Here is a 21559-nt window from a genome sequence, read left to right as displayed (position 1 = left end):
ACCCCCGACCCGCCAGAGGCTGATCGGGGGTTTTTAGTAAGCACCTTTCAGTGCTCACCGGCTCAGCTTATTGGCAAGCTTCGCAATCCGGCTCGTCGATGGCGCAAGCCTTCGGCACTGGAGCAGGACCGGCAGGCGCTGCCAGGACCGAGTCGTCACCGTGGTTGCCGCCGCTGGAAACAGCGTTCAGCTTGCCGGTGTTGATGGTCGACTTCTCGGTGCTGGTCGCGGCCAGGGCACGGAGGTAGTAAGTGGTTTTCAGGCCACGGTACCAGGCCATGCGGTAGGTCACGTCCAGTTTCTTGCCCGAAGCGCCAGCGATGTACAGGTTCAGCGACTGAGCCTGGTCGATCCACTTCTGACGACGGCTGGCCGCGTCGACGATCCACTTGGTGTCCACTTCGAAGGCAGTCGCGTAGAGCTCTTTGAGTTCTTGCGGGATGCGCTCGATCTGCTGCACCGAACCGTCGTAGTACTTCAGGTCGTTGATCATGACCGAATCCCACAGGCCGCGAGCCTTGAGGTCGCGAACCAGGTACGGGTTGATCACGGTGAATTCGCCCGACAGGTTCGATTTCACATACAGGTTCTGGTAGGTCGGTTCGATCGACTGCGATACGCCGGTGATGTTGGCGATGGTCGCGGTCGGTGCGATGGCCATGATGTTGGAGTTACGAATGCCTTTCTGTACACGGGCGCGAACCGGTGCCCAGTCCAGGGTTTCGTTCAGGTCGACATCGATGTACTTCTGGCCACGGGCCTCGATCAGGATCTGTTGCGAATCCAGCGGCAGGATGCCTTTGGACCACAGCGAACCCTGGAATGTCTCGTACGAGCCGCGCTCGTCGGCCAGGTCGCAGGAAGCCTGGATCGCGTAGTAGCTGACCGCTTCCATCGACTTGTCGGCGAACTCGACGGCAGCGTCGGAGCCGTAAGGGATGTGCTGCAGGTACAGCGCGTCCTGGAAGCCCATGATGCCCAGGCCGACCGGACGGTGCTTGAAGTTGGAGTTCTTCGCTTGCGGCACCGAGTAGTAGTTGATGTCGATCACGTTGTCGAGCATGCGCACGGCGGTGTTCACGGTGCGTTGCAGCTTGGCGGTGTCCAGCTTGCCGTCGACGATGTGGTTCGGCAGGTTGATCGAGCCCAGGTTACAAACGGCGATCTCGTCCTTGTTGGTGTTCAAGGTGATCTCGGTGCACAGGTTCGAGCTGTGGACCACGCCGACGTGCTGCTGCGGGCTGCGCAGGTTGCACGGGTCCTTGAAGGTCAGCCATGGGTGGCCGGTTTCGAACAGCATGGACAGCATTTTGCGCCACAGGTCTTTGGCCTGGATGGTCTTGAACAGCTTGACCTTGCCCGGGTACTCGGTCAGGGCTTCGTAGTACTCGTAGCGCTCTTCGAAGGCCTTGCCGGTCAGGTCGTGCAGGTCCGGCACTTCGGATGGCGAGAACAGGGTCCACTTGCCGTCATCGAAGACACGCTTCATGAACAGGTCAGGGATCCAGTTGGCGGTGTTCATGTCGTGGGTACGACGACGATCATCACCGGTGTTCTTGCGCAGCTCGATGAACTCTTCGATGTCCATGTGCCAGGTTTCCAGGTAGGCACACACAGCGCCTTTGCGCTTGCCACCCTGGTTAACGGCAACGGCGGTGTCGTTCACGACTTTGAGGAACGGAACCACGCCCTGGGATTTGCCGTTGGTGCCCTTGATGTACGAACCCAACGCACGAACCGGGGTCCAGTCGTTGCCCAGGCCACCGGCGAATTTCGACAGCATGGCGTTGTCGTGGATCGCGTGGTAGATGCCCGACAGGTCATCCGGCACGGTGGTCAGGTAGCAGCTCGACAGCTGTGGACGCAGGGTACCGGCGTTGAACAGGGTCGGGGTCGAAGCCATGTAGTCGAAGGACGACAACAGGTTGTAGAACTCGATGGCACGGGCTTCGCGGTCTTTCTCTTCGATCGCCAGGCCCATGGCCACGCGCATGAAGAAGATCTGCGGCAGTTCGAAACGCACGCCATCCTTGTGGATGAAGTAACGGTCGTACAGGGTTTGCAGGCCCAGGTAGGTGAATTGCTGGTCGCGCTCGTGGTTGATCGCCTTGCCCAGTTTTTCCAGGTCGAAGGAGGCCAGCTCAGGGTTCAGCAGCTCGTATTCGATACCCTTGGCGATGTAGGCCGGCAGCGCCTTGGCGTACAGGTCGACCATCTCGTGGTGAGTGGCGCTCTCGGCAACACCGAGGAAGCCCAGGCCTTCGGCACGCAGGGTGTCCATCAGCAGGCGCGCGGTCACGAACGAGTAGTTCGGCTCGCGTTCAACCAGGGTACGGGCAGTCATCACCAGGGCGGTGTTGACGTCGGTCAGGGCCACGCCGTCGTACAGGTTCTTCAGGGTTTCGCGCTGGATCAGGTCGCCGTCGACTTCTTCCAGGCCTTCGCATGCTTCGGTGACGATGGTGTTCAGGCGGCCCATGTCCAGCGGCGCCAGGCTGCCGTCGGCACGGGTGATGCGGATCGACGGGTGCGCTTGTACCGGCTCTTCGGTGGTGCGAACAGCGCGTTCCTTGGAACGGGCATCACGGTAGATCACGTAGTCGCGAGCAACTTTCTGCTCGCCGGCACGCATCAGGGCCAGTTCGACCTGGTCCTGGATTTCTTCGATGTGGATGGTGCCGCCCGATGGCATGCGACGCTTGAAGGTCGCGGTGACCTGTTCGGTCAGGCGGGCAACGGTGTCGTGGATTCGCGACGAGGCAGCAGCGGTGCCGCCTTCAACTGCGAGAAACGCTTTGGTGATGGCGACGGTGATTTTGTCATCGGTGTAGGGAACGACAGTGCCGTTACGCTTGATCACGCGCAGTTGGCCAGGCGCGGTGGCGGACAGATCCGAATTCGAATCAGCGGCCTGCGGCAAGGTGCCCTGCGGGTTCTCGCGAGTTGTGTCGGTTTGCATGGGGGAGTGTCTCCACATTCTCTATGTTTGTTTGGGCACCATCACGGTGCCCACCGTTCCGTCCTGAAGCACTACAACCGGCGAGCGCCGGGCATAACAACTTCGGGACAGGAGGAAGGGGGCTTTATCGGGCGCCGCTTCCATGCCGAAGTCTTTGGTCTCACGCCTTGGGCCTGAAACCGGGGTCCTTAATAGGTGACAGTTGGGACTGCAACACCCGTACCGTTTTCACCACTCGGGGCCGAAATACAGTAGCCATCCGCACGCGCGGTTTGGTCTTTCGAAAATACGTTTGGTTCAACCGGACAGAGGCAATAAAAGCGCTTGAAATTGGTGTCTGGTTTGTGTTTGGTTTTTTGCGCAAAACCCTATATCTAGGGTTTTTTTAGCGCCGGGCTACAAGATAATGCGTTTTGGGGGGCGATTGCAACGTACTGCCTGTGGATAAACCTGTGCGTAAATTGTGTGTGAAAGAGGGAACCGGCGTGTAGGCCGCGACGCAGCTGGACCGGACCTTTTTTCAGCGATTTTCTACGATCGAAAACGCTCGGGCGGATTTTTAAGGGCGCGAACCCTATCACAAAAAAACGTGTTGTCCGAACGCATTTACCCGCTTGTGTTCTCGACGGGTGGCGTTTATACAATCGGCGCAGCGTGTATACCTATTTGTCCCCCGGAATCATTACAAAAAGACGGGTGGATCCTTCCTTATTAGTGTTTTTGGCAAGCAGAGGTCACCCGTGGAGCAAGAAGCCTGGCAGGTATTGATTGTGGAGGACGACCAGCGACTGGCTGAGCTGACCCGCGATTACCTGGAAGCCAATGGCCTGCGTGTATCGATCGAAGGGGACGGTGCGCTCGCTGCGAACCGCATCATCAAGGAACAACCGGACCTGGTGATTCTCGACCTGATGCTCCCCGGTGAAGATGGCCTGAGCATTTGCCGCAAGGTCCGCGCTCGCTATGACGGCCCGATCCTGATGCTCACCGCCCGCACCGATGACACTGACCAGATTCTCGGCCTGGACCTGGGTGCCGATGACTACGTGTGCAAGCCGGTGCGCCCGCGCCTGCTGCTGGCGCGCATCCAGGCCCTGCTGCGTCGTAGCGAAACGCCCGAGGTCGCCCCGGAAAAACAGCGGCGTCTGCAGTTCGGCCCGCTGATCGTCGACAACGCCTTGCGCGAAGCCTGGTTGCAGGGCAACGGCATCGAGCTGACCAGCGCCGAATTCGATTTGCTCTGGCTGTTGGTGGCCAATGCCGGGCGCATCCTGTCCCGGGAAGAGATCTTCACCGCGCTGCGGGGCATCGGCTATGACGGTCAGGACCGCTCCATCGATGTGCGCATCTCGCGCATCCGCCCGAAGATCGGTGATGACCCGGAGCATCCACGGCTGATCAAGACCGTGCGCAGCAAAGGCTATCTGTTCGTTCCCGAGGCTTGCGTAGACCAGACCCTGTGAACTCGATCTTCCTGCGTATCTATGGCGGCATGTGCGCTGCGCTGATTCTGGTGGCGGTGCTCGGTGTGCTGGCGTTGCACCTGCTCAATCAAGTGCGCAGCGAGCAATACCGCGAGCGCCTGGCCCACGGCACGTTTTCGCTGATGGCCGATAACCTGCAACCGATGAACCCGACCGAGCGCCACCGGGCCTTATTGGTATGGGAGCGGCTGCTGGGCATTCCGCTGGCGCTGAAAACCTTCGCCGAGACTGACCTTGATCTTACCCAGCGCACTCGTGTGTTGCGCGGCCAGGCATTGGTGGAACAGACCGGGCCGCACGCGGCGAAGGTCTACAAGCTGGTCAGCGACAAGGAACAGTTGATGCTCACCGGGGAGGTGCAGCAGATCAGCGAACAACTGGCCCGGGCGACCATCTACCTGTTGACCGATGAACTGGTGCGCACCCCGGTAGCCGACCAGCCCTTGCGCCTGGCTCAATTGAAGCAAGACAAGGGCTTCGGCTTCGACCTGCGGCTGGTTACGGTTGACGAGGCGGACATGGACGACGACCAGAGCCGCCGGGTGTCCGAGGGGGACACCGTGATGGCGCTGGGCAAGGAGGGCGATTCGATCCGGGTGTTTGCCGGCATGGTCGGCACGCCGTGGGTCCTGGAAATCGGCCCGTTGTACCAGATGAATCCTTATCCGCCGGAGTGGCTGGTGTTGATTGCCGCGCTGGGCCTGACGCTGATCGGTTTGATCGTCTATCTGCTGGTGCGCCAGCTGGAGCGACGCTTGCGTGGCCTCGAAGCCGCCGCCACGCGCATTGCCAAGGGCAGCCTGGAAACCCGCGTGCCAGCGCGCGGCGCGGACTCGGTGGGACGCTTGGCCTCGGCATTCAACGGCATGGCCGAGCACTTGCAACAGTTGCTGGCGATCCAGCGCGAACTGGTGCGCGCGGTGTCCCACGAATTGCGCACGCCGGTGGCGCGCCTGCGCTTCGGCCTGGAGATGATCGGCTCGGCCACCACGCCGCAAGCCCTGGAAAAATACTGCCAGGGCATGGACAACGACATCGAGGATCTCGATCGGCTGGTGGACGAGATGCTGACCTACGCACGGCTGGAGCAGGGCTCGCCGGCGCTGAACTTTCAGCGGATCGATCTGGATGCCTTGGTCAATCAAGTGATTGAAGAACTGGCGCCGTTGCGCGCCGACGTCACGGTACAGCGGGGTTTGTGCCTGTCGGCCGCCGATAACGACGATGCCTGGGTCGAGGCCGAACCGCGTTATTTGCACCGGGCGATCCAGAATCTGGTGAGCAACGCCATGCGCCATGCGCAATCACGGGTGACCATCAGCTATCAGGTGGGGCAGCAGCGTTGCCGGGTGGATATCGAGGATGACGGGCCGGGTGTTCCGGAGTCGGCGTGGGAGAAGATCTTCACGCCGTTCCTGCGCCTCGACGACAGCCGCACCCGCGCGTCGGGCGGGCATGGACTGGGGTTGTCGATCGTGCGGCGCATTATCCATTGGCATGACGGGCGTGCGTTGATCGGCAAGAGCAAGAGCCTGGGCGGGGCGTGTTTCAGTTTGAGTTGGCCGCGCAATCAGGAAAAGCGTTGAGATTTTCGGTGAATGTTCAACCGCTTTCGCGAGCAAGCCCGCTCCCACACTGGATCTGTGGTGTTCACAAAGCCCAATGTGGGAGCGGGCTTGCTCGCGAAGAGGCCCGGTCATGTGCTGAAAATCTTCAGGCCTTGATACTGACCAGACTCAACAACTGCCCATCCTTGACCCCGAACTGCGCATCCAGCTCGGTACCACTGCGCCATTCGCTGGACAAATCAGTGAGCAGTCGCAACCGCACCTCCCCCGACTCACTCCACTCCAGCACTTCGGCGTGTTCGAAATAAAAGCGTTGCTGGACGATCGGATAGAGCGCCTTGAACAGGCTTTCCTTGACCGAGAACGTCAGGGTGACCAGCAATGCCCGTTGATCCTGATCACCGGCCGCCAGGCGCTGTAGTTCCGGCGGATTGAGGATTTCCCCGGCCAGGCGTTCGGCCCGTTCGGCGTTGAGCAGGTTTTCCAGGTCCATGCCCAGGCCGCGCCAGTGGCTTTTGTTCGCCACGATCGCGGCGGCCCGGCCGGTGCTGTGGGTGATCGAGCCGGCGATATGAGCGGGCCACACCGGTGCCCGGTCTTCACCGATGGCCGGAACCAAATTCAAACCTTCGAGCCGCTGTAACGCGGCCCTGGCACACACCCGCCCGGCGAGAAACTCCGCCTGCCGTTTGGCCACCGAGCGCTGGATGCTCGCCGGCGCCTCGACGGCGCTGCGCTGGAAATCATCGCTGGCCAGTCGGGCACTATCGAAGTGAGTACTCAGCAGGACCGTATCGGGCAGCACGAACGGCAGCGGCCAATGGTCATCGAGAGGGGTGCAGCAGACGGGCAGGGCGGGGGTTGAATTCATGCCAGGCATTTTGCCGGGTTGGCTTGAGGCTGGGTAGTGGCAGATGGCTTTTGTGGCGAGGGAGCTTGCTCCCGCTGGGTGGCGAAGCCACCCAAAAACCTGTAACCGCATTGTGTCAGACAGGGCGCGGTTGCAGGATTTACGACTGCTTCGCAGCCGAGCGGGAGCAAGCTTCCTCGCCACGGGGAGCGCTGCTCAACTTCAGTTGTTATGTCTCAGCCAAAGATCTTTTTGAAGAAAGCCTGCATGTCCGCCCAGGATTTTTCATCGGCGGCCTTGTTGTAGCCAATGTCGGGCCCGCCATGTTCGCCATGGCTCAACCGATCGGCATCCGGATTGGTGAAACCGTGCTTGGCGTCGTCGAGACTGACGAATGTATAGTCGGCCCCGGCCTTGTCCATTTCGCTTTTGAAAGCGGTGATGCTCTCCGGGGTGACGATGCTGTCCAGTGCCCCGTGCTCCACAAGGATCTTCGCCTTGACGCTGCCCGGCGTTGCCGGCGTATTGGTCGCCAGCGCGCCATGGAAACTCACCACGCCCGCCAGCGGCACACCCTGGCGCGCCGCGTTGAGCACCACGCCACCACCGAAGCAGTAGCCGATGGCGGCGATTTTGTTCGGGTTGGTTTGTGGCTGTTTTTTCAGCAAATCGAGCCCGGCGTTAAACCTCGCGCTGCCCACGGCACCGTCTTTCGTTACCGCTTGCATAAAGGCCATGGCGTCTTTGGGGTGCTCGGTATTTTTGCCGTCGCCGTACATGTCGACGGCCAGGGCGCTGTAGCCCAGGCCGGCGAGATCCCGGGCGCGACGCTTGGCGTAGTCGTTCAGGCCCCAGAACTCATGCACCACCAAGACCCCGGGGCGCGGGCCTTTGATGGCATCGTCATAGGCGTAATAGCCGATCATTTTCGTGCCGTCGGCACTTTGGTAGGGGATTTCCCGGGTTTTGATGGCGGCCTGACTGAGCCCGCTCAGGGCCAGTAGGAGGACGGCGAGGAACAGGCGCATGGTCGGATCTCCTGTTGAAACGTGTCGAAACGTTTGGGCCGGGTTGATTCAGCCCAGGTTCAGAGTGCGTTCAGGGGGAGTTCAGGGCGCGGTGCGTAACCTTGCCCCGTACCCAAAAAGCAAACAGCGCATGAGGAAACTCCCCAATGACTGGATTCAAAAAACTGCTACTGGCGTTCGCCGTTCTGGGCGCGAGCACCACAGCCTTCGCGTCCGACGACAACTTCGCCAGTCTTACTCTTGGACAGACCAGCGACAAAGTCAAAAAATCCCACGCCCTGAACGACAACCTCAATCATCCGAACGCCGACGGCGTGATCGGCAAGGACACCACCTGGGGTGTACGTCTGGGCCAGCAGAATAGCCAGGGCCGTTACTACGCCACTTACGACAACGTGTCGGGCTCGCACAACGGCATTAAACTGCGTCAGGAAAACCTCCTGGGCAGCTACGATCTGTTCTACCCGGTGGGCGGCAGCACCAAATTGTTCGGCGGCGCCACGGCGGGCCTGACCAAACTGACGCAGGAGTCGCCAGGCTTCAGCCGCGACAGCGATATCGGCTACGCCATCGGTGGCCAGGTGGGTGTGCTGCAACAGGTTTCGCAAAACACCTCGGTTGAACTGGGTTACCGTTACCTGCGCAGCAATGCCAGCACCGAGATGAGTGAGCGCGGTGGCAGCAAGCAGGGTTCGCTGGACCTGACCAGCAGCGCCCAGACTTACCTGTCGGCCAACTACGCTTTCTGACAAGGGCATGCGCCAACGCGAAGCCTGTAGGAGCGAGCTTGCTCGCGAAAGCGGGGTGTCAGGCAACATCAATGTTGACTGTGCCGTCGTCTTCGCGAGCAAGCTCGCTCCTACAGTGACTGTTGCCATTTTAGCTATTGAGGTGCGACGTTGTGCCTCTGGAGATGTTGATTTGCCCGGGAGAGCGTTATGAAACTGCTGGTTGTCGAAGATGAAGCGCTGCTGCGTCATCACCTGCAAACCCGCCTGACGGAGAGCGGCCACGTGGTCGAGTCCGTGGCCAACGCCGAGGAGGCGCTGTACCAGACCGCGCAGTTCAACTTTGACCTGGCGGTAATCGACCTCGGTCTGCCGGGCATGAGCGGGCTCGACCTGATCCGCCAGTTGCGCTCAAGCGGCAAGATCTTCCCGATCCTGATCCTCACCGCGCGCGGTAACTGGCAGGACAAAGTCGAAGGCCTGGCCGCCGGGGCCGACGATTACGTGGTCAAGCCGTTCCAGTTCGAAGAGCTGGAGGCCCGCCTGAATGCCTTGCTGCGCCGCTCCAGCGGTTTTACCCAATCGACTATCGTTGCCGGTCCCTTGCTGCTGGACCTCAATCGCAAACAGGCGTCCCTCGATGAACAGCCGCTGGCGCTGACCGCGTACGAGTACCGCATCCTCGAATACCTGATGCGCCACCATCAGCAAGTAGTACCCAAGGACCGCTTGATGGAGCAGCTCTACCCGGATGACGACGAGCGTGATCCGAATGTGATCGAGGTACTGGTCGGCCGGTTGCGCCGCAAACTGGAGGGGCCGGGCGGGTTCAAGCCGATCGACACCGTGCGGGGCCTGGGCTACCTGTTCAATGAGCGTTGCACTTGATCCGTTCGCTGCGCGTTCGCTTGATGCTCGCCGCCACGCTGTTGGCGGTGTTGTTCATGCTGGCGTTGCTGCCGGCGATGCAAGGTGCCTTCAGCCTGGCGCTGCAGGACTCCATCGAGCAGCGCCTGGCATCGGACGTGACCACGCTGATCTCTGCCGCCCGGGTGGAGAACAACAGCCTGCAGATGCCGGCGCAATTGCCCGACGAACGCTTCAACCTCACCGACAGCCGATTGCTCGGCTACATCTATGACCGTGAGGGGCACCAGGTCTGGCGTTCGAAGGCGACCCAGGAAGAACACATCAATTACAAGCCGCGCTACGACGGACGTGGCAACGAGTTCGCGCGAATCCGCGAAGCCAATGGCCAGGAGTTCTTCGTCTACGACGTCGAGGTCAAGTTGCTCGGCGGTAAAAGTGCAGCGTTCAGCATCGTGGCGCTGCAACCGGTTCGCGAGTACGAACTGACCCTCGAAGGCCTGCGGGAAAATCTTTACCTGGGTTTTGGCGCGGCACTGCTGGTGTTGCTGGCGTTGCTGTGGATCGGTCTGACCTGGGGCTTGCAGGCATTGCGGCGCTTGAGCCAGGAGCTGGACCAGATCGAAGGTGGCACCCGCGAGAGCCTCAGTGAAGAACATCCCCGGGAATTGCTGCGCCTGACCGGTTCCCTCAACCGCTTGCTGCACAGTGAGCGTGAACAGCGCAGTCGCTACCGTGATTCCCTCGATGACCTGGCCCATAGCCTGAAAACGCCGCTGGCTGTGTTGCAAGGCGTCAGTGAAGACATGGCTCAGCGTCCGGAGGATCGCGATCAGGCCTGGGTGCTGCAAACCCAGATCGAACGCATGAGCCAGCAGATCAGCTACCAGTTGCAACGTGCCAGCCTGCGCAAAAGTGGTCTGGTACGTCATCAGGTGCGCTTGCGGCCGGTGCTGAAAAGCCTGTGCGACACGCTGGACAAGGTCTATCGCGACAAGCGCGTGCACGTTGCCTTCGACCTGCCGGACCCGTGCTACGTACCGATCGAGCAGGGCGCTCTATTGGAGATGCTGGGCAACCTGCTGGAAAACGCCTATCGCCTGTGCCTTGGCGAAATACGCATCAGCGTGCGCGAAACCCTCGGCGGCACCGAGTTGTGTGTCGAGGACGACGGCCCCGGCGTGCCACAGGATCAGCGCGCACGGATTCTCGAACGCGGCGAACGCCTGGATCGCCAGCACCCGGGGCAGGGCATCGGCCTGGCGGTGGTCAAGGACATCATCGAAAGCTACAGCGCCCAGCTGACGCTGGGGGATTCGCCAATGGGCGGGGCGGCGTTCCGGATTCACTTTCCGCTGGTTTAACCGGGAGTTTGATAGTGCTTCTACTGGCCTCTTCGCGAGCAAGCCCGCTCCCACATTCGACCGCGTTCCCTCTGACGGAACAGGGCCAAATGTGGGAGCGGGCTTGCTCGCGAAGAGGCCAGTGAATACTTCAAAAAAATTCGGCCTTGGAAATCAGTTTTCCTGCGCCCGGTAGGCCCCCGGCGTCAATCCGGTCCATTTCTTGAACGCCCGGTGAAACGCCGACGGCTCGGAAAACCCCAGTTGTTCGGCGATCTGTTGCAACGACAGGTCGGCGCGGCTCAGGTGATAAATCGCGATGTCCCGGCGCAACTGGTCCTTCAATTCCTGAAAGCTCGAACCCTCTTCCCGCAGATGCCGGCGCAAGGTTTGCGGGCTGATGTGCAGGTGGGCGGCCACGGCTTCCAGGTCGGGCCAGCGAGAACTGTCTCGGCTCAGCAAGCGGCGTAAACGGCTGCTCAGGCTGTCGCCGTCATCCGGGCGCGAAAGCAGGTTTGCCGGGGAGTGCTCAAGAAAATGCTTGAGGGTGCGCTCGTCCTGCAATAACGGCATGGTCAGGTAACGGCTGTGAAACAGCAGACTGCTCTGCTTGGTAGAAAACGCCAACGGGCAGGAAAACAGCAGATCGTATTCGGCACCGTGCTCGGGGCGGGGATAGCTGAATGTGGCGTGCTCCAGTCGAATGCGCTGGCCGATCAGCCAACTGCCGAATCGATGCCAGATCACCAGCAGAGCCTCGCTCAGAAAGTGGTCCGGGTCCCAGAGTTGTGAGTCGTCCAGGCTCATGCGGACCCATTCGTCCTCATGAGTCAGGGTCAAACGCGGAGCCCCGGGGAATAGGCTATAAAACAATAAGCCGCGATTGAGTGCCTTATCCAGATTGCGGCAGTGGATCACGGCATGACACATCATCGCGAAGCTACCCGGTTTGCTCGGGGCTTGCCCAAAACCCAGGTACTCGTCGTCCAGTGCCAGCCATAAGGCCTTAATCAGTTGGGTGAACTGCTCCGGAGCGATGCGCGCCCGCGGTTCGTCCAGCAGCTCGGGGCTGATTCCCAGTTGTTGCAGCAGTCTCGAATAGTCGTAGCCGTGTCGACGCGCGCCCCCGAGAACGGCGCGGGCGAAATGACTGGCGATGGTGCGTTCGCGCATGGCAGCAGATCTGACCGTTGAACGACGGATGGTAGCTGCGTCCTGCGGGCATGAACAGGGCGGATATCCGCCAGATAGCAGGACGACTTTTAGTGGAAGGGCGGAAATCCGCCACACCGTTGTAACCGCCCGGTGACAGGGAATTCGCTGCAACCCCTGATATCAAAAGGCTTGCAGGGTTTTTACGGAAGGTGGCACGGGCCTTGCGATACAACGAGCAGATGCCTGCCGTTGCGCAGCTCGAAAAAACAAATCCCTCCAGTGCAGGAGGGTTCGCAATTGCGGTGTTGCGGGCAACAGTTGGATGTTGTCACCGGACACCCTTGAGGAACTTTGCAATGACGACTCGTCAGCCACTGTACAAATCCCTGTATTTCCAGGTGATCGTTGCAATTGTCATCGGTGTTTTGCTCGGTCACTTCTATCCGCAGCTCGGTGTGGCAGTAAAGCCGCTGGGTGACGGGTTCATCAAACTGATCAAAATGATCATCGCCCCGATCATCTTCTGCACCGTCGTCAGCGGTATCGCCGGCATGCAGGACATGAAAGCGGTCGGCAAGACTGGCGGTTACGCACTCCTTTACTTTGAAATCGTTTCGACCATCGCTTTGCTGGTGGGTCTGGTCGTGGTCAACGTCGTGCAGCCAGGCGCTGGCATGCACATCGACGTAAGCACCCTGGATGCCTCCAAAGTCGCTACCTACGTAGCGGCTGGTGCTGATCAAAGTGTCATCGGCTTCCTGCTCAACGTGATCCCGACCACCATCGTCGGCGCTTTCGCCAACGGTGACATCCTGCAAGTGCTGATGTTCTCGGTGATCTTCGGTTTCGCCCTGCATCGCCTGGGTGCCTACGGCAAGCCGCTGCTGGACTTCATCGATCGCTTCGCCCACGTGATGTTCAACATCATCAACATGATCATGAAGCTCGCGCCGATCGGTGCCTTCGGTGCCATGGCCTTCACCATCGGTGCCTACGGTGTCGGCTCGCTGGTGCAGTTGGGTCAGTTGATGGCGTGCTTCTACATCACTTGCCTGCTGTTCATCCTGATCGTGCTGGGCTCCATCGCTCGCATGCATGGCTTCAGCGTGCTGAAGATGATCCGCTACATCCGTGAAGAGTTGCTGATCGTGCTTGGCACTTCTTCTTCGGAATCGGTGCTGCCACGCATGCTGGTCAAGATGGAGCGTTTGGGCGCGCAGAAATCTGTCGTGGGTCTGGTGATCCCGACCGGTTACTCGTTCAACCTCGACGGTACCGCCATCTACCTGACCATGGCGGCCGTGTTCATTGCCCAGGCAACTGACACCCACATGGACATCACGCACCAGATCACCCTGCTGGTGGTGTTGTTGCTGTCCTCCAAAGGCGCCGCCGGTGTGACGGGTTCGGGCTTCATCGTACTGGCAGCCACCCTGTCCGCTGTTGGCCACCTGCCGGTTGCCGGCCTGGCGCTGATCCTCGGCATCGACCGCTTTATGTCCGAAGCACGCGCCCTGACCAACCTGATCGGCAACGCCGTTGCTACTGTCGTTGTGGCCAAGTGGGTCAAGGAACTGGACACCGACGTGCTGCAGGCCGAACTGGCTTCGGGCGGTCGCGGCATTGCCGACGAGCCTAAAGATGATGTTCTGGGCCACGTCGAAGGGGTAACCCCGACTAACGCCAAGTAAGCCTTGTTGTAATGAAAAACCCGCTTCGGCGGGTTTTTTGTTGCCTGTGGTTTGAGCGCAACGGTCAGCGTGACTGGCGCATACGGTGATTGCTGCAATGCGTTCGGCTGCCTAGTCTGGGGGCATCGTATAGGGAGAACGCTCATGCTCGGTCCACTGGCTTCACTCAAGGTTCTGGATTTCTCGACACTGCTGCCGGGGCCGTTCGCCTCGTTGCTGCTGGCGGACATGGGCGCCGAAGTGCTGCGCATCGAATCACCGACCCGCCTGGATCTGCTGCGGGTGTTGCCGCCCCACGATCAAGGCGTGTCAGCCAGTCATGCCTACCTCAACCGCAACAAGCGCAGCCTCGCCCTGGACCTCAAACAGCCTGAGGCACTGGAGGTGATCAGCTCGTTGCTGCAGGACTACGACATCGTGCTCGAGCAGTTCCGTCCGGGTGTCATGGAGCGTCTGGGCCTGGGCTACGAAGCCCTGAAGGCGATCAATCCGAAACTGATTTATGTGTCGATCACCGGCTACGGCCAGACCGGCCCCTACAAGGACCGCGCCGGCCATGACATCAACTACCTGGCCCTGTCCGGGCTGGCGAGTTACACCGGCCGTGCCGACAGTGGGCCACTGCCGTTGGGCATGCAGGTGGCGGATGTCGCCGGTGGCTCGCTGCACGGGGTGATTGGCTTGCTGGCGGCGGTCATTGCCCGGCAGCAAACCGGTCAGGGCCAGCACCTGGATGTCAGCATGACCGACTGCGCGTTCAGCCTGAATGCGATGGCGGGTGCCGGGTATCTGGCCTGCGGCGTCGAGCCGGGGCCGGAAAGCCAGGTGCTCAATGGCGGCAGCTTTTACGATTACTACTGCTCCCGGGATGGGCGCTGGCTGTCGGTGGGCAGCCTGGAACCGGCCTTCATGAAGCAGTTGTGCACGGCGTTGGGGCTGGAGGAACTGGCCGGCCTGGGCCTGTCACCGCAACCGGCGCATCAGAAACAGCTTAAAGACGCGCTGAGGGTCGAATTTGAAAAGCATGACTTTGCCGAGTTGTGCGCGCTGTTCGCGGAACTGGATGCGTGTGTCGAGCCGGTGTTGAGCCTGGGAGAAGCGCTGTGTCATCCGCAGTTGCAGGCGCGGGAGTTGGTGACCGACGTGCCGCGGGGTGATGGTTCAACCCAGGCGCAGATGGCGTGCCCGCTGAAGTTTTCCGATGGCTTGCCAGAGCCGAAGCATATCGGTGCGGCGCTGGGGCAGCATACGGATCAGGTGTTGGGGGAGTTGGGGCTTGGTGTCGAGCGGATTGCTGAATTGCGGCGGGCCAAGGTGATTCTCTAGCGTCTGCTCCGGCTTCTTCGCGAACAAGCCCGCTCCCACACTGGATCTATGCCACACCGGAGGTCCCCTGTGGGAGCGGGCTTGCCCGCGAAGAGGCCAGTACAGCCACCCAAAGTCTTGCTATTCGACCCGCATCTCGCCACTGAACACCAAGGTGTTGCGACACCGCCGGCACAAATACCGCCGCCCTTGCCGAACCAGGCTGTGGCGCTGGGCCGAGAACGGAAAGTCGCTGTCGGCGCACGGGCACTTGTAGATGTAGCGGGTCACGTTGCGGCGTTTGACGTCATAGGTGTGGCAGCGGTTGGGCGGCAGTTCGTACACGCCGCGCATGATCAATTGCCACTCTTCGCCATGGGGCTGGATGCGGTCGCCGAACAGCTGATGGGCGATCAGGTGCGCGACTTCATGGGCCACGGTCTGCTTGAGGAAATCTTCGGTGTTTTCCCGGTACAGCTGCGGGTTGAAACGCAGCAGGTTCTCGTGCAAATGCGCGACACCGGCTTTTTGCCCGCGCAGCTTGAGGCTCACCACGGGGCGCTTGAAAGATCGTTTGAAAAAGGATTCGGCTAGTTGGAAACAGTCTTCGACGCGGGTATTGAGTTGCTCGGGCATGCTTGATGGATCTCCAGAGCGGTCGAGTATGCCGCAACCCTAGGACCTTGCGAATCACCAGGTTGCCGAATGGTCGTGTGCCTTTTCGTTCCTGAAGATGAAAAGGCCGCCTTGCGGCGGCCTTTGTCGGCAGTTCTGATTTTCAGTGATGAGCGGCTAATTGGTGTAGACCGGCCCCACGCCGAGTCCCCAGACAATCACAGTGAACGCCATGATGGCGACCAGCACCACCAGGCCTACGGCGAGCACCGAACTTGAAAACAGGAAGCCCTCGTCAGATGGAATGTTCATGAATGTCGGTAAGCCCACATACAGCAAGTACACCGTGTAGCAGATGGCTGCGGTGCCGACGATCATCCCCAGCCACAAGTGCGGGTACAAGGCGGCGAGGCCGCCGATGAACAGCGGTGTAGCGGTGTAGGTTGCAAACGCAATGCAGCGGGCGAGGCTTGGGTTGGCGTCATAGGTGCGGGCCATCCAGTGGATGAATGCACCCATTACCGCTACACCACCGAGCATCGCCACGTACGACATGACCGTCATCCATATCGCGCTTTCTACGGTCAACATCACGGGAGCCCGATTGCCGATGACCCAGCCGACCTGTGTGGTGCCAATAAAGGCAGACACGGCGGGGATTGCCGCCAGGATCAGCGTGTGGGTCAGGTACATGTGGCTGATGCTTTCCTCTTGGTCGCCACGGATTTCTTTCCATTCTTGGTCAGGGTGGGTGAAGAGCCCCACTACGTGATGGATCATGCCAGTCACTCCTCTTGTTTTTACCGTCGCCCCCCAGTGGAGCGCCTACGGGCCAATGCGGCCGGGCAAGTCATAGGTCTGAAGATAATATGCGACCTTATGTCGCAGTATAGGGAGGAGTTTCCCCAGAGGGAGTAGGGGCATTAGAGCAAATCGCGCTGTAAACCCGGTTGTTAATCGCCGTCGGGTCTGTGCGGTATGACACCTGTGGCGAGGGAGCTTGCTCCCGTTCGGTTGCATAGCAACCGCAAAAAAGCCGCCGCGGAGTGTCTGGCGCAAAGGGTTGCAACAAATCAGGGCTGCTTCGCACCCCGGCGGGAGCAAGCTCCCTCGCCACTGGTATCCGAGGCACTTCGCCCCTGAAGCGTTTTTGCGTAAAATGCCGGCCTTTCGTCACTCCTCACGGATTTCGCGTCATGGGCACTCTCACGGTCAACCAGAACAAACTGCAAAAGCGCCTTCGCCGACAGGCCGGTGAGGCGGTCGCCGATTTCAACATGATTGAAGACGGCGACAAGGTCATGGTCTGCCTGTCCGGTGGCAAGGACAGCTACACCATGCTCGACGTGCTGATGCATTTGCAGAAGGTCGCGCCGATCAAGTTCGAGATCGTGGCCGTGAACATGGACCAGAAACAGCCGGGCTTCCCGGAGCACGTGTTGCCGGCCTACCTCAAAGAGCTGGGCATCGAGTACCACATCGTCGAGAAAGACACTTACTCGGTGGTCAAGGAGCTGATCCCGGAAGGCAAGACCACATGCTCGCTGTGCTCGCGCCTGCGTCGCGGCACGCTCTACACCTTCGCCGACGAAATCGGTGCGACCAAGATGGCCCTCGGTCACCACCGTGACGACATCGTCGAAACGTTCTTCCTGAACATGTTCTTCAACGGTTCGCTCAAGGCCATGCCGCCAAAGCTGCGCGCCGACGACGGCCGCAACGTGGTGATCCGCCCGCTGGCCTACTGCAACGAAAAAGACATCCAGGCCTACTCGGACTTCAAGCAATTCCCGATCATTCCGTGCAACCTCTGTGGTTCCCAGGAAAACCTGCAGCGTCAGGTGGTCAAGGAAATGCTGCAGGACTGGGAGCGCAAGACACCGGGCCGTACCGAGAGCATTTTCCGCAGCCTGCAGAACGTGATTCCGTCGCAACTGGCGGATCGCAACCTGTTCGACTTCACCAGCCTCAAGATCGACGAAAGCGCGGCTTCGCGCTTCGTCAACGTGGTCAACCTCTGATTAAAACTGTGGGAGCGGGCTTGCTCGCGAAGGCGTAGTGTCAGTCGACATCAATGTTGAATGACGCACCGCCTTCGCGAGCAAGCCCGCTCCCACTTTGGTTTTCGTTTCAATCCTCAGGAGAGGGCATGCGCGATTACAAGTGGCTCAATGAATACTGTCTGAACCGCTTCGGTTCGGCGGCTGAACTGGAAGCCCATCTGCCCGTTCCCAAGACTGCGGCGCAACTGCGCAAGATCAGCGACGATCGCTACCTCTCGATGATGGCGCTACGGGTATTCCGCGCCGGACTCAAACACAGCCTGGTGGATGCCAAGTGGCCGGCCTTCGAAGAAGTCTTCTTCAAGTTCGATCCGGAAAAAGTCGTGCTGATGAGCGCCGAGCACCTTGAGCGCCTGATGCAGGACGCGCGGATCATTCGTCACCTGGGCAAGCTCAAGAGTGTGCCGCGCAATGCGCAGTTCATACTGGACGTGGCCCATGAAAAGGGCAGCTTCGGTGCGCTGATCGCCGACTGGCCGGTGACCGATATCGTCGGGCTCTGGACCTTCCTGAAAAAACGCGGACATCAGTTGGGCGGCCTGTCAGCCCCGCGCTTCCTGCGCATGATCGGCAAGGATACCTTTGTACCGAGCTATGACGTGGTAGCGGCGCTGAATGCACAGGACATCATCGACAAGGTGCCGAGCAGTCTGCGCGACCTGGCTTTGGTGCAGGACGTGTTCAACCAGTGGCATGAGGAAAGTGGCGGGCGGCCGATGAGCCAGATTTCGATGATGCTGGCTTATACCGTCAATCATTGAGACCGGGGGGCCCCATTCGCTGGCAAGCCAGCTCCTACAAAATCAGCGTATACCCTGTAGGAGCTGGCTTGCCAGCGAAGGCGTCGGATCAGGCGACAGAGATTTCGCCTTCGCCGGCCAGCTTACGGTTCAACTGATAGCGCCAGCGCACATACAACAGCGCCGAGCAGAACACCGCCAGGCTCGCGCCCATCTCCAGCAAACCGAAGATTTGCCGATTCGGGTCATAGGCAGCCAATGCGCCCTTGATGAAAAACAGGTTCACCACAAAGCACATCCACGAATGCCCGCGAGGGCTGCCGACGATCATCCCCGGCGCCAAAATCAGCAGCGGCACCAGCTCGATCAACAGAATCACCCAAGGGCGTGCACCGTGCAGGTCGGCGACCGCCAGGTAGTAAACGCAAAGCAACCCCACCAGGCCGAAAAAACACAGCAGGCTGATGACGCGCATCGCCTTGACGCGTGGTTCGAGCCATTCGAGGGCGGGCAGTATCTTCGGCTTCCTGGCCACCTCAGCTCTCCAGTTTCTGTGCAGTCTTGGCCAGGCGCATGCCGAGTGCCCGGCACAGCGCCACTTCATGGGCGTCCAGGCCGCTTTTGCCATCAGCACCGGCGTGGTGGCTGGCGCCGTATGGCGTACCGCCGCCCTGGGTTTCCAGCAATGCCGATTCGCTGTACGGCAGACCGGTGATCAGCATGCCGTGGTGCAACAACGGCAACATCATCGACAGCAGCGTGGTTTCCTGGCCGCCGTGCAGGCTGGCCGTGGAGGTGAACACACCGGCCGGTTTACCGACCAACGCGCCGGTCAGCCACAGGTTGCTGGTGCCGTCGAGAAAGTACTTGAGCGGCGCCGCCATGTTGCCGAAGCGGGTCGGGCTGCCCAGTGCCAGGCCGGCACAGTTTTTCAGGTCGTCGAGGCTGGCATAGAGCGCGCCTTCGTCCGGAATTTCCGGCGCAACGGCTTCGCACTCGGTGGAAATCGCCGGCACCGTGCGCAGGCGGGCTTCAAGCCCGGCCTGTTCGACACCGCGGGCAATCTGCCGGGCCATTTCGTTGGTCGAGCCGCTGCGGCTGTAGTACAGAACCAGAATGTACGGCGCACTCATGGCAACAGTTCCAGGATCTGCTCCGGTGGGCGGCCGATGATGGCTTTGTCGCCGACTTCGAGAATCGGTCGCTCCATCAGTTTCGGGTGGGCGGCGATGGCGGCGATCAATTGCGCCTCGCTCAGGCTGCTGTCGGCCAGGTCGAGGGTTTTGTACTCGTCCTCACCGGTGCGCAGCAATTGCCGGGCGCTGATCCCGAGTTTGCCCAGCAGGCTCTGGATTTGCGCGGCGTCCAGCGGGGTTTCCAGGTAACGGACCACGGTCGGTGTCAGGCCACGGGCTTCAAGCAGTTCGAGCGCACCGCGGGATTTCGAGCAGCGCGGGTTGTGATAAAGCGTCAGATCGGTCATGAGCGGGTCGCATCTTGCGTAAGGTGGCGGCTATTCTAACTGTGCAGCGCGCAATCCAGAACCGTGAGAGGCGATGGGTCGCAGGCGCATTCAATTTTTGACAAGGAACACGACATGACAAGGCGACTGGCAGCGGCATTGGCGATCATCGGAACGTTGATGCTGGGGGGCTGCGGTAATGACTATGGCATCGACCAGAATGGTCAGAAGATCGTCGCTGATCGGCTGGACGGCAAATGGCTGGTGCTCAACTACTGGGCAGAATGGTGCGGACCGTGCCGTACCGAGATTCCGGAGTTGAACACTTTGGCCGAGCAGCTCAAGGGCAAGAAAATCGGTGTGTTCGGGGTCAACTTCGACAACGTCCAGGGGCAGGAGCTGAAGGGCGCGAGCGAGAAACTGGGGATCAAGTTCACGGTGCTGGCCCAGGACCCTTCCGAACTGTTCGATCTGCCGCGCAGCGAAGCGTTGCCGGTGACGTACATCATCGATGACAAGGGCAAGGTGCGTGAGCAGTTGATGGGTGAACAGACGGCGGCGGGGGTGATGGCGAAGCTTGAGGCGTTGCAGGCTAAAAATTGATCAAGTGACCCTGCTCACCTCTGGCGAGGGAGCTTTTGTGGCGAGGGAGCTTGCTCCCGCTCGAGTGCGTAGCACTCGCAGGAGCAGTGTTTGCGGTGAGTCTGATTAAACGAGGTGACTGGGTTTAGGGCTGCTTCGCAGCCCGGCGGGAGCAAGCTCCCTCGCCACAAAAAGCCCCTTCACCACAGGTATCACCTGGATTGGAACGGGGCGATCAACCCTCCTCAAGCCACCAACGCAACGGCTTGCCTTCGGCTGGCCAGAAGCGTATCTGCTCGATCGGGGAGACGTCCCAGCGCTGGACATTTTCCAGTGCCTGGAGGAAGCGTTTTTCCTGTTCCATCAGCGCCGGCGCGCACAGTTTACGGGTGCTGCCGATTTTGCCGAAGGTCAGTTTTTCACCCTCAAGGGTGTACGGCGCGAACCAGTGGTTGCAGCCACCGTTGCCGTAGGCCCGGCCATCTTCGCCGAAGGTGATGGTCAGGTGGCTGTAGTCCATCAACGGCCGCTCGCCGATCCATTCCAGAATGTAGCTGCGGTTCTGTTGCAGTTGCACCGGCTCGGCGGCGCAGCCCAGCAGGCTGGCGCCGACCGTGGCGGTCAGAGCGAGGCGTTTCATCACGCAGGCTCCTGGCATTTCGGGCACAGGTGTTTCTCACCAACGGTGGTCCAGCCCAGTTCGGTAATCCGCGCGGTGGCAGCAGGTTTTTCGGCCTTGTTGCCCAGCTTGGCATCGACGGCGAATTCGAAGCTCAGCTCTTTGGCGCAGCTGTCACAGTTCACTTGCCAGGTGTGAATGGCCAGTTCGCCGAACACCGGGCCACTGGCCACCGCGACCCATTGACCAGGCGGGTTGATCAGGTGGCGAACCGTTTCGACGGTCAGGCGCATGGACAAGTCCTTGGCACCTTTGAGGGTCACGACCAGCACGTCGTTGTTGCGAATCGAGCCACCGTTGCCGGTGACCTGATAACGCCCCGGCACCAGGGCGCGGCATTCGGTGAGGGTGTGTTGCGGGTTCATCAGGCTGTAGCGGAAATCGTGTTCGACCATGGGTCCTCCAAATATGCGCGATATGCTAGCACGGGCTTGCACGCC

The 21559-nt window shown here is 60.4% G+C and carries 21 protein-coding genes; 10 read left to right on the top strand and 11 right to left on the bottom strand.

Annotated elements, in window-relative coordinates; all coding sequences use genetic code 11:
• Positions 1–67: 67 nt before the first annotated feature.
• Positions 68–2959: a ribonucleoside-diphosphate reductase subunit alpha gene (locus AC07XF_RS14545; protein ID WP_495027040.1), complete on the bottom strand. Its 2892-nt coding sequence runs from the start codon at positions 2957–2959 to the stop codon at positions 68–70.
• A gap of 740 nt (positions 2960–3699) precedes the next feature.
• On the opposite strand from AC07XF_RS14545, the gene AC07XF_RS14540 reads away from it, so the two are divergent.
• Both AC07XF_RS14540 and AC07XF_RS14535 read left to right on the top strand, forming a co-directional pair.
• Complete coding sequence (locus AC07XF_RS14540) at positions 3700–4422, top strand: response regulator (RefSeq protein WP_007980115.1); 723 nt, start codon at positions 3700–3702, stop codon at positions 4420–4422.
• Entirely contained in the window at positions 4419–6029 is a 1611-nt protein-coding gene (locus tag AC07XF_RS14535; protein WP_495027039.1) for an ATP-binding protein, read from the top strand. Before AC07XF_RS14540 ends, AC07XF_RS14535 begins: the two co-directional genes overlap by 4 nt.
• Before the next feature lie 127 nt (positions 6030–6156).
• On the opposite strand, the gene AC07XF_RS14530 is transcribed toward AC07XF_RS14535, so the two are convergent.
• Together AC07XF_RS14530 and AC07XF_RS14525 are read right to left on the bottom strand one after the other, a co-directional pair.
• Positions 6157–6882, bottom strand: a complete 726-nt coding sequence (locus AC07XF_RS14530; protein WP_495027038.1) for a 4'-phosphopantetheinyl transferase family protein — start codon at positions 6880–6882, stop codon at positions 6157–6159.
• 215 nt (positions 6883–7097) lie between these two features.
• On the bottom strand, positions 7098–7889 hold the full coding sequence (locus AC07XF_RS14525; protein WP_495027037.1) for a dienelactone hydrolase family protein: 792 nt from the start codon (positions 7887–7889) through the stop codon (positions 7098–7100).
• 146 nt (positions 7890–8035) lie between these two features.
• Between AC07XF_RS14525 and AC07XF_RS14520 the strand changes: the two genes are divergently transcribed.
• From AC07XF_RS14520 to AC07XF_RS14510, 3 genes are all read left to right on the top strand, one after another.
• On the top strand, positions 8036–8638 hold the full coding sequence (locus AC07XF_RS14520; RefSeq protein WP_495027036.1) for a hypothetical protein: 603 nt from the start codon (positions 8036–8038) through the stop codon (positions 8636–8638).
• 189 nt (positions 8639–8827) lie between these two features.
• Positions 8828–9505 carry a response regulator gene (locus AC07XF_RS14515; RefSeq protein ID WP_495027035.1) on the top strand — a complete coding sequence of 226 codons (678 nt, stop codon included), beginning with the start codon at positions 8828–8830 and terminating at the stop codon, positions 9503–9505.
• Positions 9502–10848: an ATP-binding protein gene (locus AC07XF_RS14510; protein WP_495027034.1), complete on the top strand. Its 1347-nt coding sequence runs from the start codon at positions 9502–9504 to the stop codon at positions 10846–10848. Before AC07XF_RS14515 ends, AC07XF_RS14510 begins: the two co-directional genes overlap by 4 nt.
• 153 nt (positions 10849–11001) lie before the next feature.
• Here the strand turns inward: AC07XF_RS14510 and AC07XF_RS14505 are convergent, their stop codons facing one another.
• The gene (locus AC07XF_RS14505; RefSeq protein WP_495027033.1) at positions 11002–12000 is read right to left on the bottom strand and encodes an AraC family transcriptional regulator; all 999 of its coding nucleotides are present in this window, start codon (positions 11998–12000) and stop codon (positions 11002–11004) included.
• Between the two features lie 338 nt (positions 12001–12338).
• Between AC07XF_RS14505 and AC07XF_RS14500 the strand changes: the two genes are divergently transcribed.
• Together AC07XF_RS14500 and AC07XF_RS14495 are read left to right on the top strand one after the other, a co-directional pair.
• Positions 12339–13673 carry a dicarboxylate/amino acid:cation symporter gene (locus AC07XF_RS14500; RefSeq protein WP_495027032.1) on the top strand — a complete coding sequence of 445 codons (1335 nt, stop codon included), beginning with the start codon at positions 12339–12341 and terminating at the stop codon, positions 13671–13673.
• A gap of 144 nt (positions 13674–13817) precedes the next feature.
• Positions 13818–14999 carry a CaiB/BaiF CoA transferase family protein gene (locus AC07XF_RS14495; RefSeq protein WP_495027031.1) on the top strand — a complete coding sequence of 394 codons (1182 nt, stop codon included), beginning with the start codon at positions 13818–13820 and terminating at the stop codon, positions 14997–14999.
• A 120-nt stretch (positions 15000–15119) separates the two neighbouring features.
• Here AC07XF_RS14495 and AC07XF_RS14490 read toward each other — a convergent pair whose 3' ends face one another.
• Together AC07XF_RS14490 and AC07XF_RS14485 are read right to left on the bottom strand one after the other, a co-directional pair.
• Positions 15120–15614 carry a SprT family zinc-dependent metalloprotease gene (locus AC07XF_RS14490; RefSeq protein WP_495027030.1) on the bottom strand — a complete coding sequence of 165 codons (495 nt, stop codon included), beginning with the start codon at positions 15612–15614 and terminating at the stop codon, positions 15120–15122.
• Positions 15615–15770: 156 nt separating this feature from the next.
• On the bottom strand, positions 15771–16373 hold the full coding sequence (locus AC07XF_RS14485; RefSeq protein WP_429367095.1) for a Yip1 family protein: 603 nt from the start codon (positions 16371–16373) through the stop codon (positions 15771–15773).
• 416 nt (positions 16374–16789) lie between these two features.
• Here AC07XF_RS14485 and ttcA point away from each other — a divergent pair, with 416 nt between their 5' ends.
• Both ttcA and AC07XF_RS14475 read left to right on the top strand, forming a co-directional pair.
• Complete coding sequence (gene ttcA, locus AC07XF_RS14480) at positions 16790–17614, top strand: tRNA 2-thiocytidine(32) synthetase TtcA (RefSeq protein WP_015096458.1); 825 nt, start codon at positions 16790–16792, stop codon at positions 17612–17614.
• Positions 17615–17742: 128 nt separating this feature from the next.
• Positions 17743–18417 carry a DNA-3-methyladenine glycosylase I gene (locus AC07XF_RS14475; protein WP_495027029.1) on the top strand — a complete coding sequence of 225 codons (675 nt, stop codon included), beginning with the start codon at positions 17743–17745 and terminating at the stop codon, positions 18415–18417.
• Positions 18418–18505: 88 nt separating this feature from the next.
• Here the strand turns inward: AC07XF_RS14475 and AC07XF_RS14470 are convergent, their stop codons facing one another.
• The 3 genes from AC07XF_RS14470 to arsC are packed head-to-tail and all read right to left on the bottom strand — an operon-like array spanning position 18506 to position 19879.
• Entirely contained in the window at positions 18506–18931 is a 426-nt protein-coding gene (locus AC07XF_RS14470) for a DUF2069 domain-containing protein (protein WP_495027028.1), read from the bottom strand.
• A 1-nt stretch (position 18932) separates the two neighbouring features.
• Positions 18933–19529: an NAD(P)H:quinone oxidoreductase gene (gene wrbA, locus AC07XF_RS14465; protein ID WP_007988758.1), complete on the bottom strand. Its 597-nt coding sequence runs from the start codon at positions 19527–19529 to the stop codon at positions 18933–18935.
• The gene (gene arsC, locus AC07XF_RS14460) at positions 19526–19879 is read right to left on the bottom strand and encodes an arsenate reductase (glutaredoxin) (RefSeq protein WP_150672588.1); all 354 of its coding nucleotides are present in this window, start codon (positions 19877–19879) and stop codon (positions 19526–19528) included. Before arsC ends, wrbA begins: the two co-directional genes overlap by 4 nt.
• Positions 19880–19993: 114 nt before the next feature.
• On the opposite strand from arsC, the gene AC07XF_RS14455 reads away from it, so the two are divergent.
• Positions 19994–20461 carry a TlpA disulfide reductase family protein gene (locus AC07XF_RS14455; protein ID WP_495027027.1) on the top strand — a complete coding sequence of 156 codons (468 nt, stop codon included), beginning with the start codon at positions 19994–19996 and terminating at the stop codon, positions 20459–20461.
• A 214-nt stretch (positions 20462–20675) separates the two neighbouring features.
• Here AC07XF_RS14455 and AC07XF_RS14450 read toward each other — a convergent pair whose 3' ends face one another.
• Together AC07XF_RS14450 and AC07XF_RS14445 are read right to left on the bottom strand one after the other, a co-directional pair.
• Positions 20676–21080 (bottom strand): META domain-containing protein, encoded by a 405-nt coding sequence (locus tag AC07XF_RS14450; RefSeq protein WP_495027026.1) that lies wholly within the window; start codon positions 21078–21080, stop codon positions 20676–20678.
• A complete protein-coding gene (locus AC07XF_RS14445; protein WP_495027025.1) occupies positions 21080–21514 on the bottom strand; it encodes a hypothetical protein in 435 nt (144 codons plus the stop codon). Before AC07XF_RS14445 ends, AC07XF_RS14450 begins: the two co-directional genes overlap by 1 nt.
• Positions 21515–21559 lie beyond the last annotated feature (45 nt).

The organism is Pseudomonas sp. GW821-FHT01C01 (genome assembly GCF_059422645.1).
The sequence above is the reverse complement of the archived record's forward strand: the minus strand, read 5'-3'. Positions and strand labels throughout refer to the sequence as shown.

Coding starts and splice junctions, on each gene's coding strand:
- AC07XF_RS14545 (WP_495027040.1), bottom strand. CDS start 2,959: ATGCAAACCGACACAACTCGCGAGAACCCGCAGGGCACCTTGCCGCAG.
- AC07XF_RS14530 (WP_495027038.1), bottom strand. CDS start 6,882: ATGAATTCAACCCCCGCCCTGCCCGTCTGCTGCACCCCTCTCGATGAC.
- AC07XF_RS14525 (WP_495027037.1), bottom strand. CDS start 7,889: ATGCGCCTGTTCCTCGCCGTCCTCCTACTGGCCCTGAGCGGGCTCAGT.
- AC07XF_RS14520 (WP_495027036.1), top strand. CDS start 8,036: ATGACTGGATTCAAAAAACTGCTACTGGCGTTCGCCGTTCTGGGCGCG.
- AC07XF_RS14515 (WP_495027035.1), top strand. CDS start 8,828: ATGAAACTGCTGGTTGTCGAAGATGAAGCGCTGCTGCGTCATCACCTG.
- AC07XF_RS14505 (WP_495027033.1), bottom strand. CDS start 12,000: ATGCGCGAACGCACCATCGCCAGTCATTTCGCCCGCGCCGTTCTCGGG.
- AC07XF_RS14500 (WP_495027032.1), top strand. CDS start 12,339: ATGACGACTCGTCAGCCACTGTACAAATCCCTGTATTTCCAGGTGATC.
- AC07XF_RS14495 (WP_495027031.1), top strand. CDS start 13,818: ATGCTCGGTCCACTGGCTTCACTCAAGGTTCTGGATTTCTCGACACTG.
- AC07XF_RS14490 (WP_495027030.1), bottom strand. CDS start 15,614: ATGCCCGAGCAACTCAATACCCGCGTCGAAGACTGTTTCCAACTAGCC.
- AC07XF_RS14485 (WP_429367095.1), bottom strand. CDS start 16,373: ATGATCCATCACGTAGTGGGGCTCTTCACCCACCCTGACCAAGAATGG.
- ttcA (WP_015096458.1), top strand. CDS start 16,790: ATGGGCACTCTCACGGTCAACCAGAACAAACTGCAAAAGCGCCTTCGC.
- AC07XF_RS14475 (WP_495027029.1), top strand. CDS start 17,743: ATGCGCGATTACAAGTGGCTCAATGAATACTGTCTGAACCGCTTCGGT.
- wrbA (WP_007988758.1), bottom strand. CDS start 19,529: ATGAGTGCGCCGTACATTCTGGTTCTGTACTACAGCCGCAGCGGCTCG.
- arsC (WP_150672588.1), bottom strand. CDS start 19,879: ATGACCGATCTGACGCTTTATCACAACCCGCGCTGCTCGAAATCCCGC.
- AC07XF_RS14455 (WP_495027027.1), top strand. CDS start 19,994: ATGACAAGGCGACTGGCAGCGGCATTGGCGATCATCGGAACGTTGATG.
- AC07XF_RS14450 (WP_495027026.1), bottom strand. CDS start 21,080: ATGAAACGCCTCGCTCTGACCGCCACGGTCGGCGCCAGCCTGCTGGGC.
- AC07XF_RS14445 (WP_495027025.1), bottom strand. CDS start 21,514: ATGGTCGAACACGATTTCCGCTACAGCCTGATGAACCCGCAACACACC.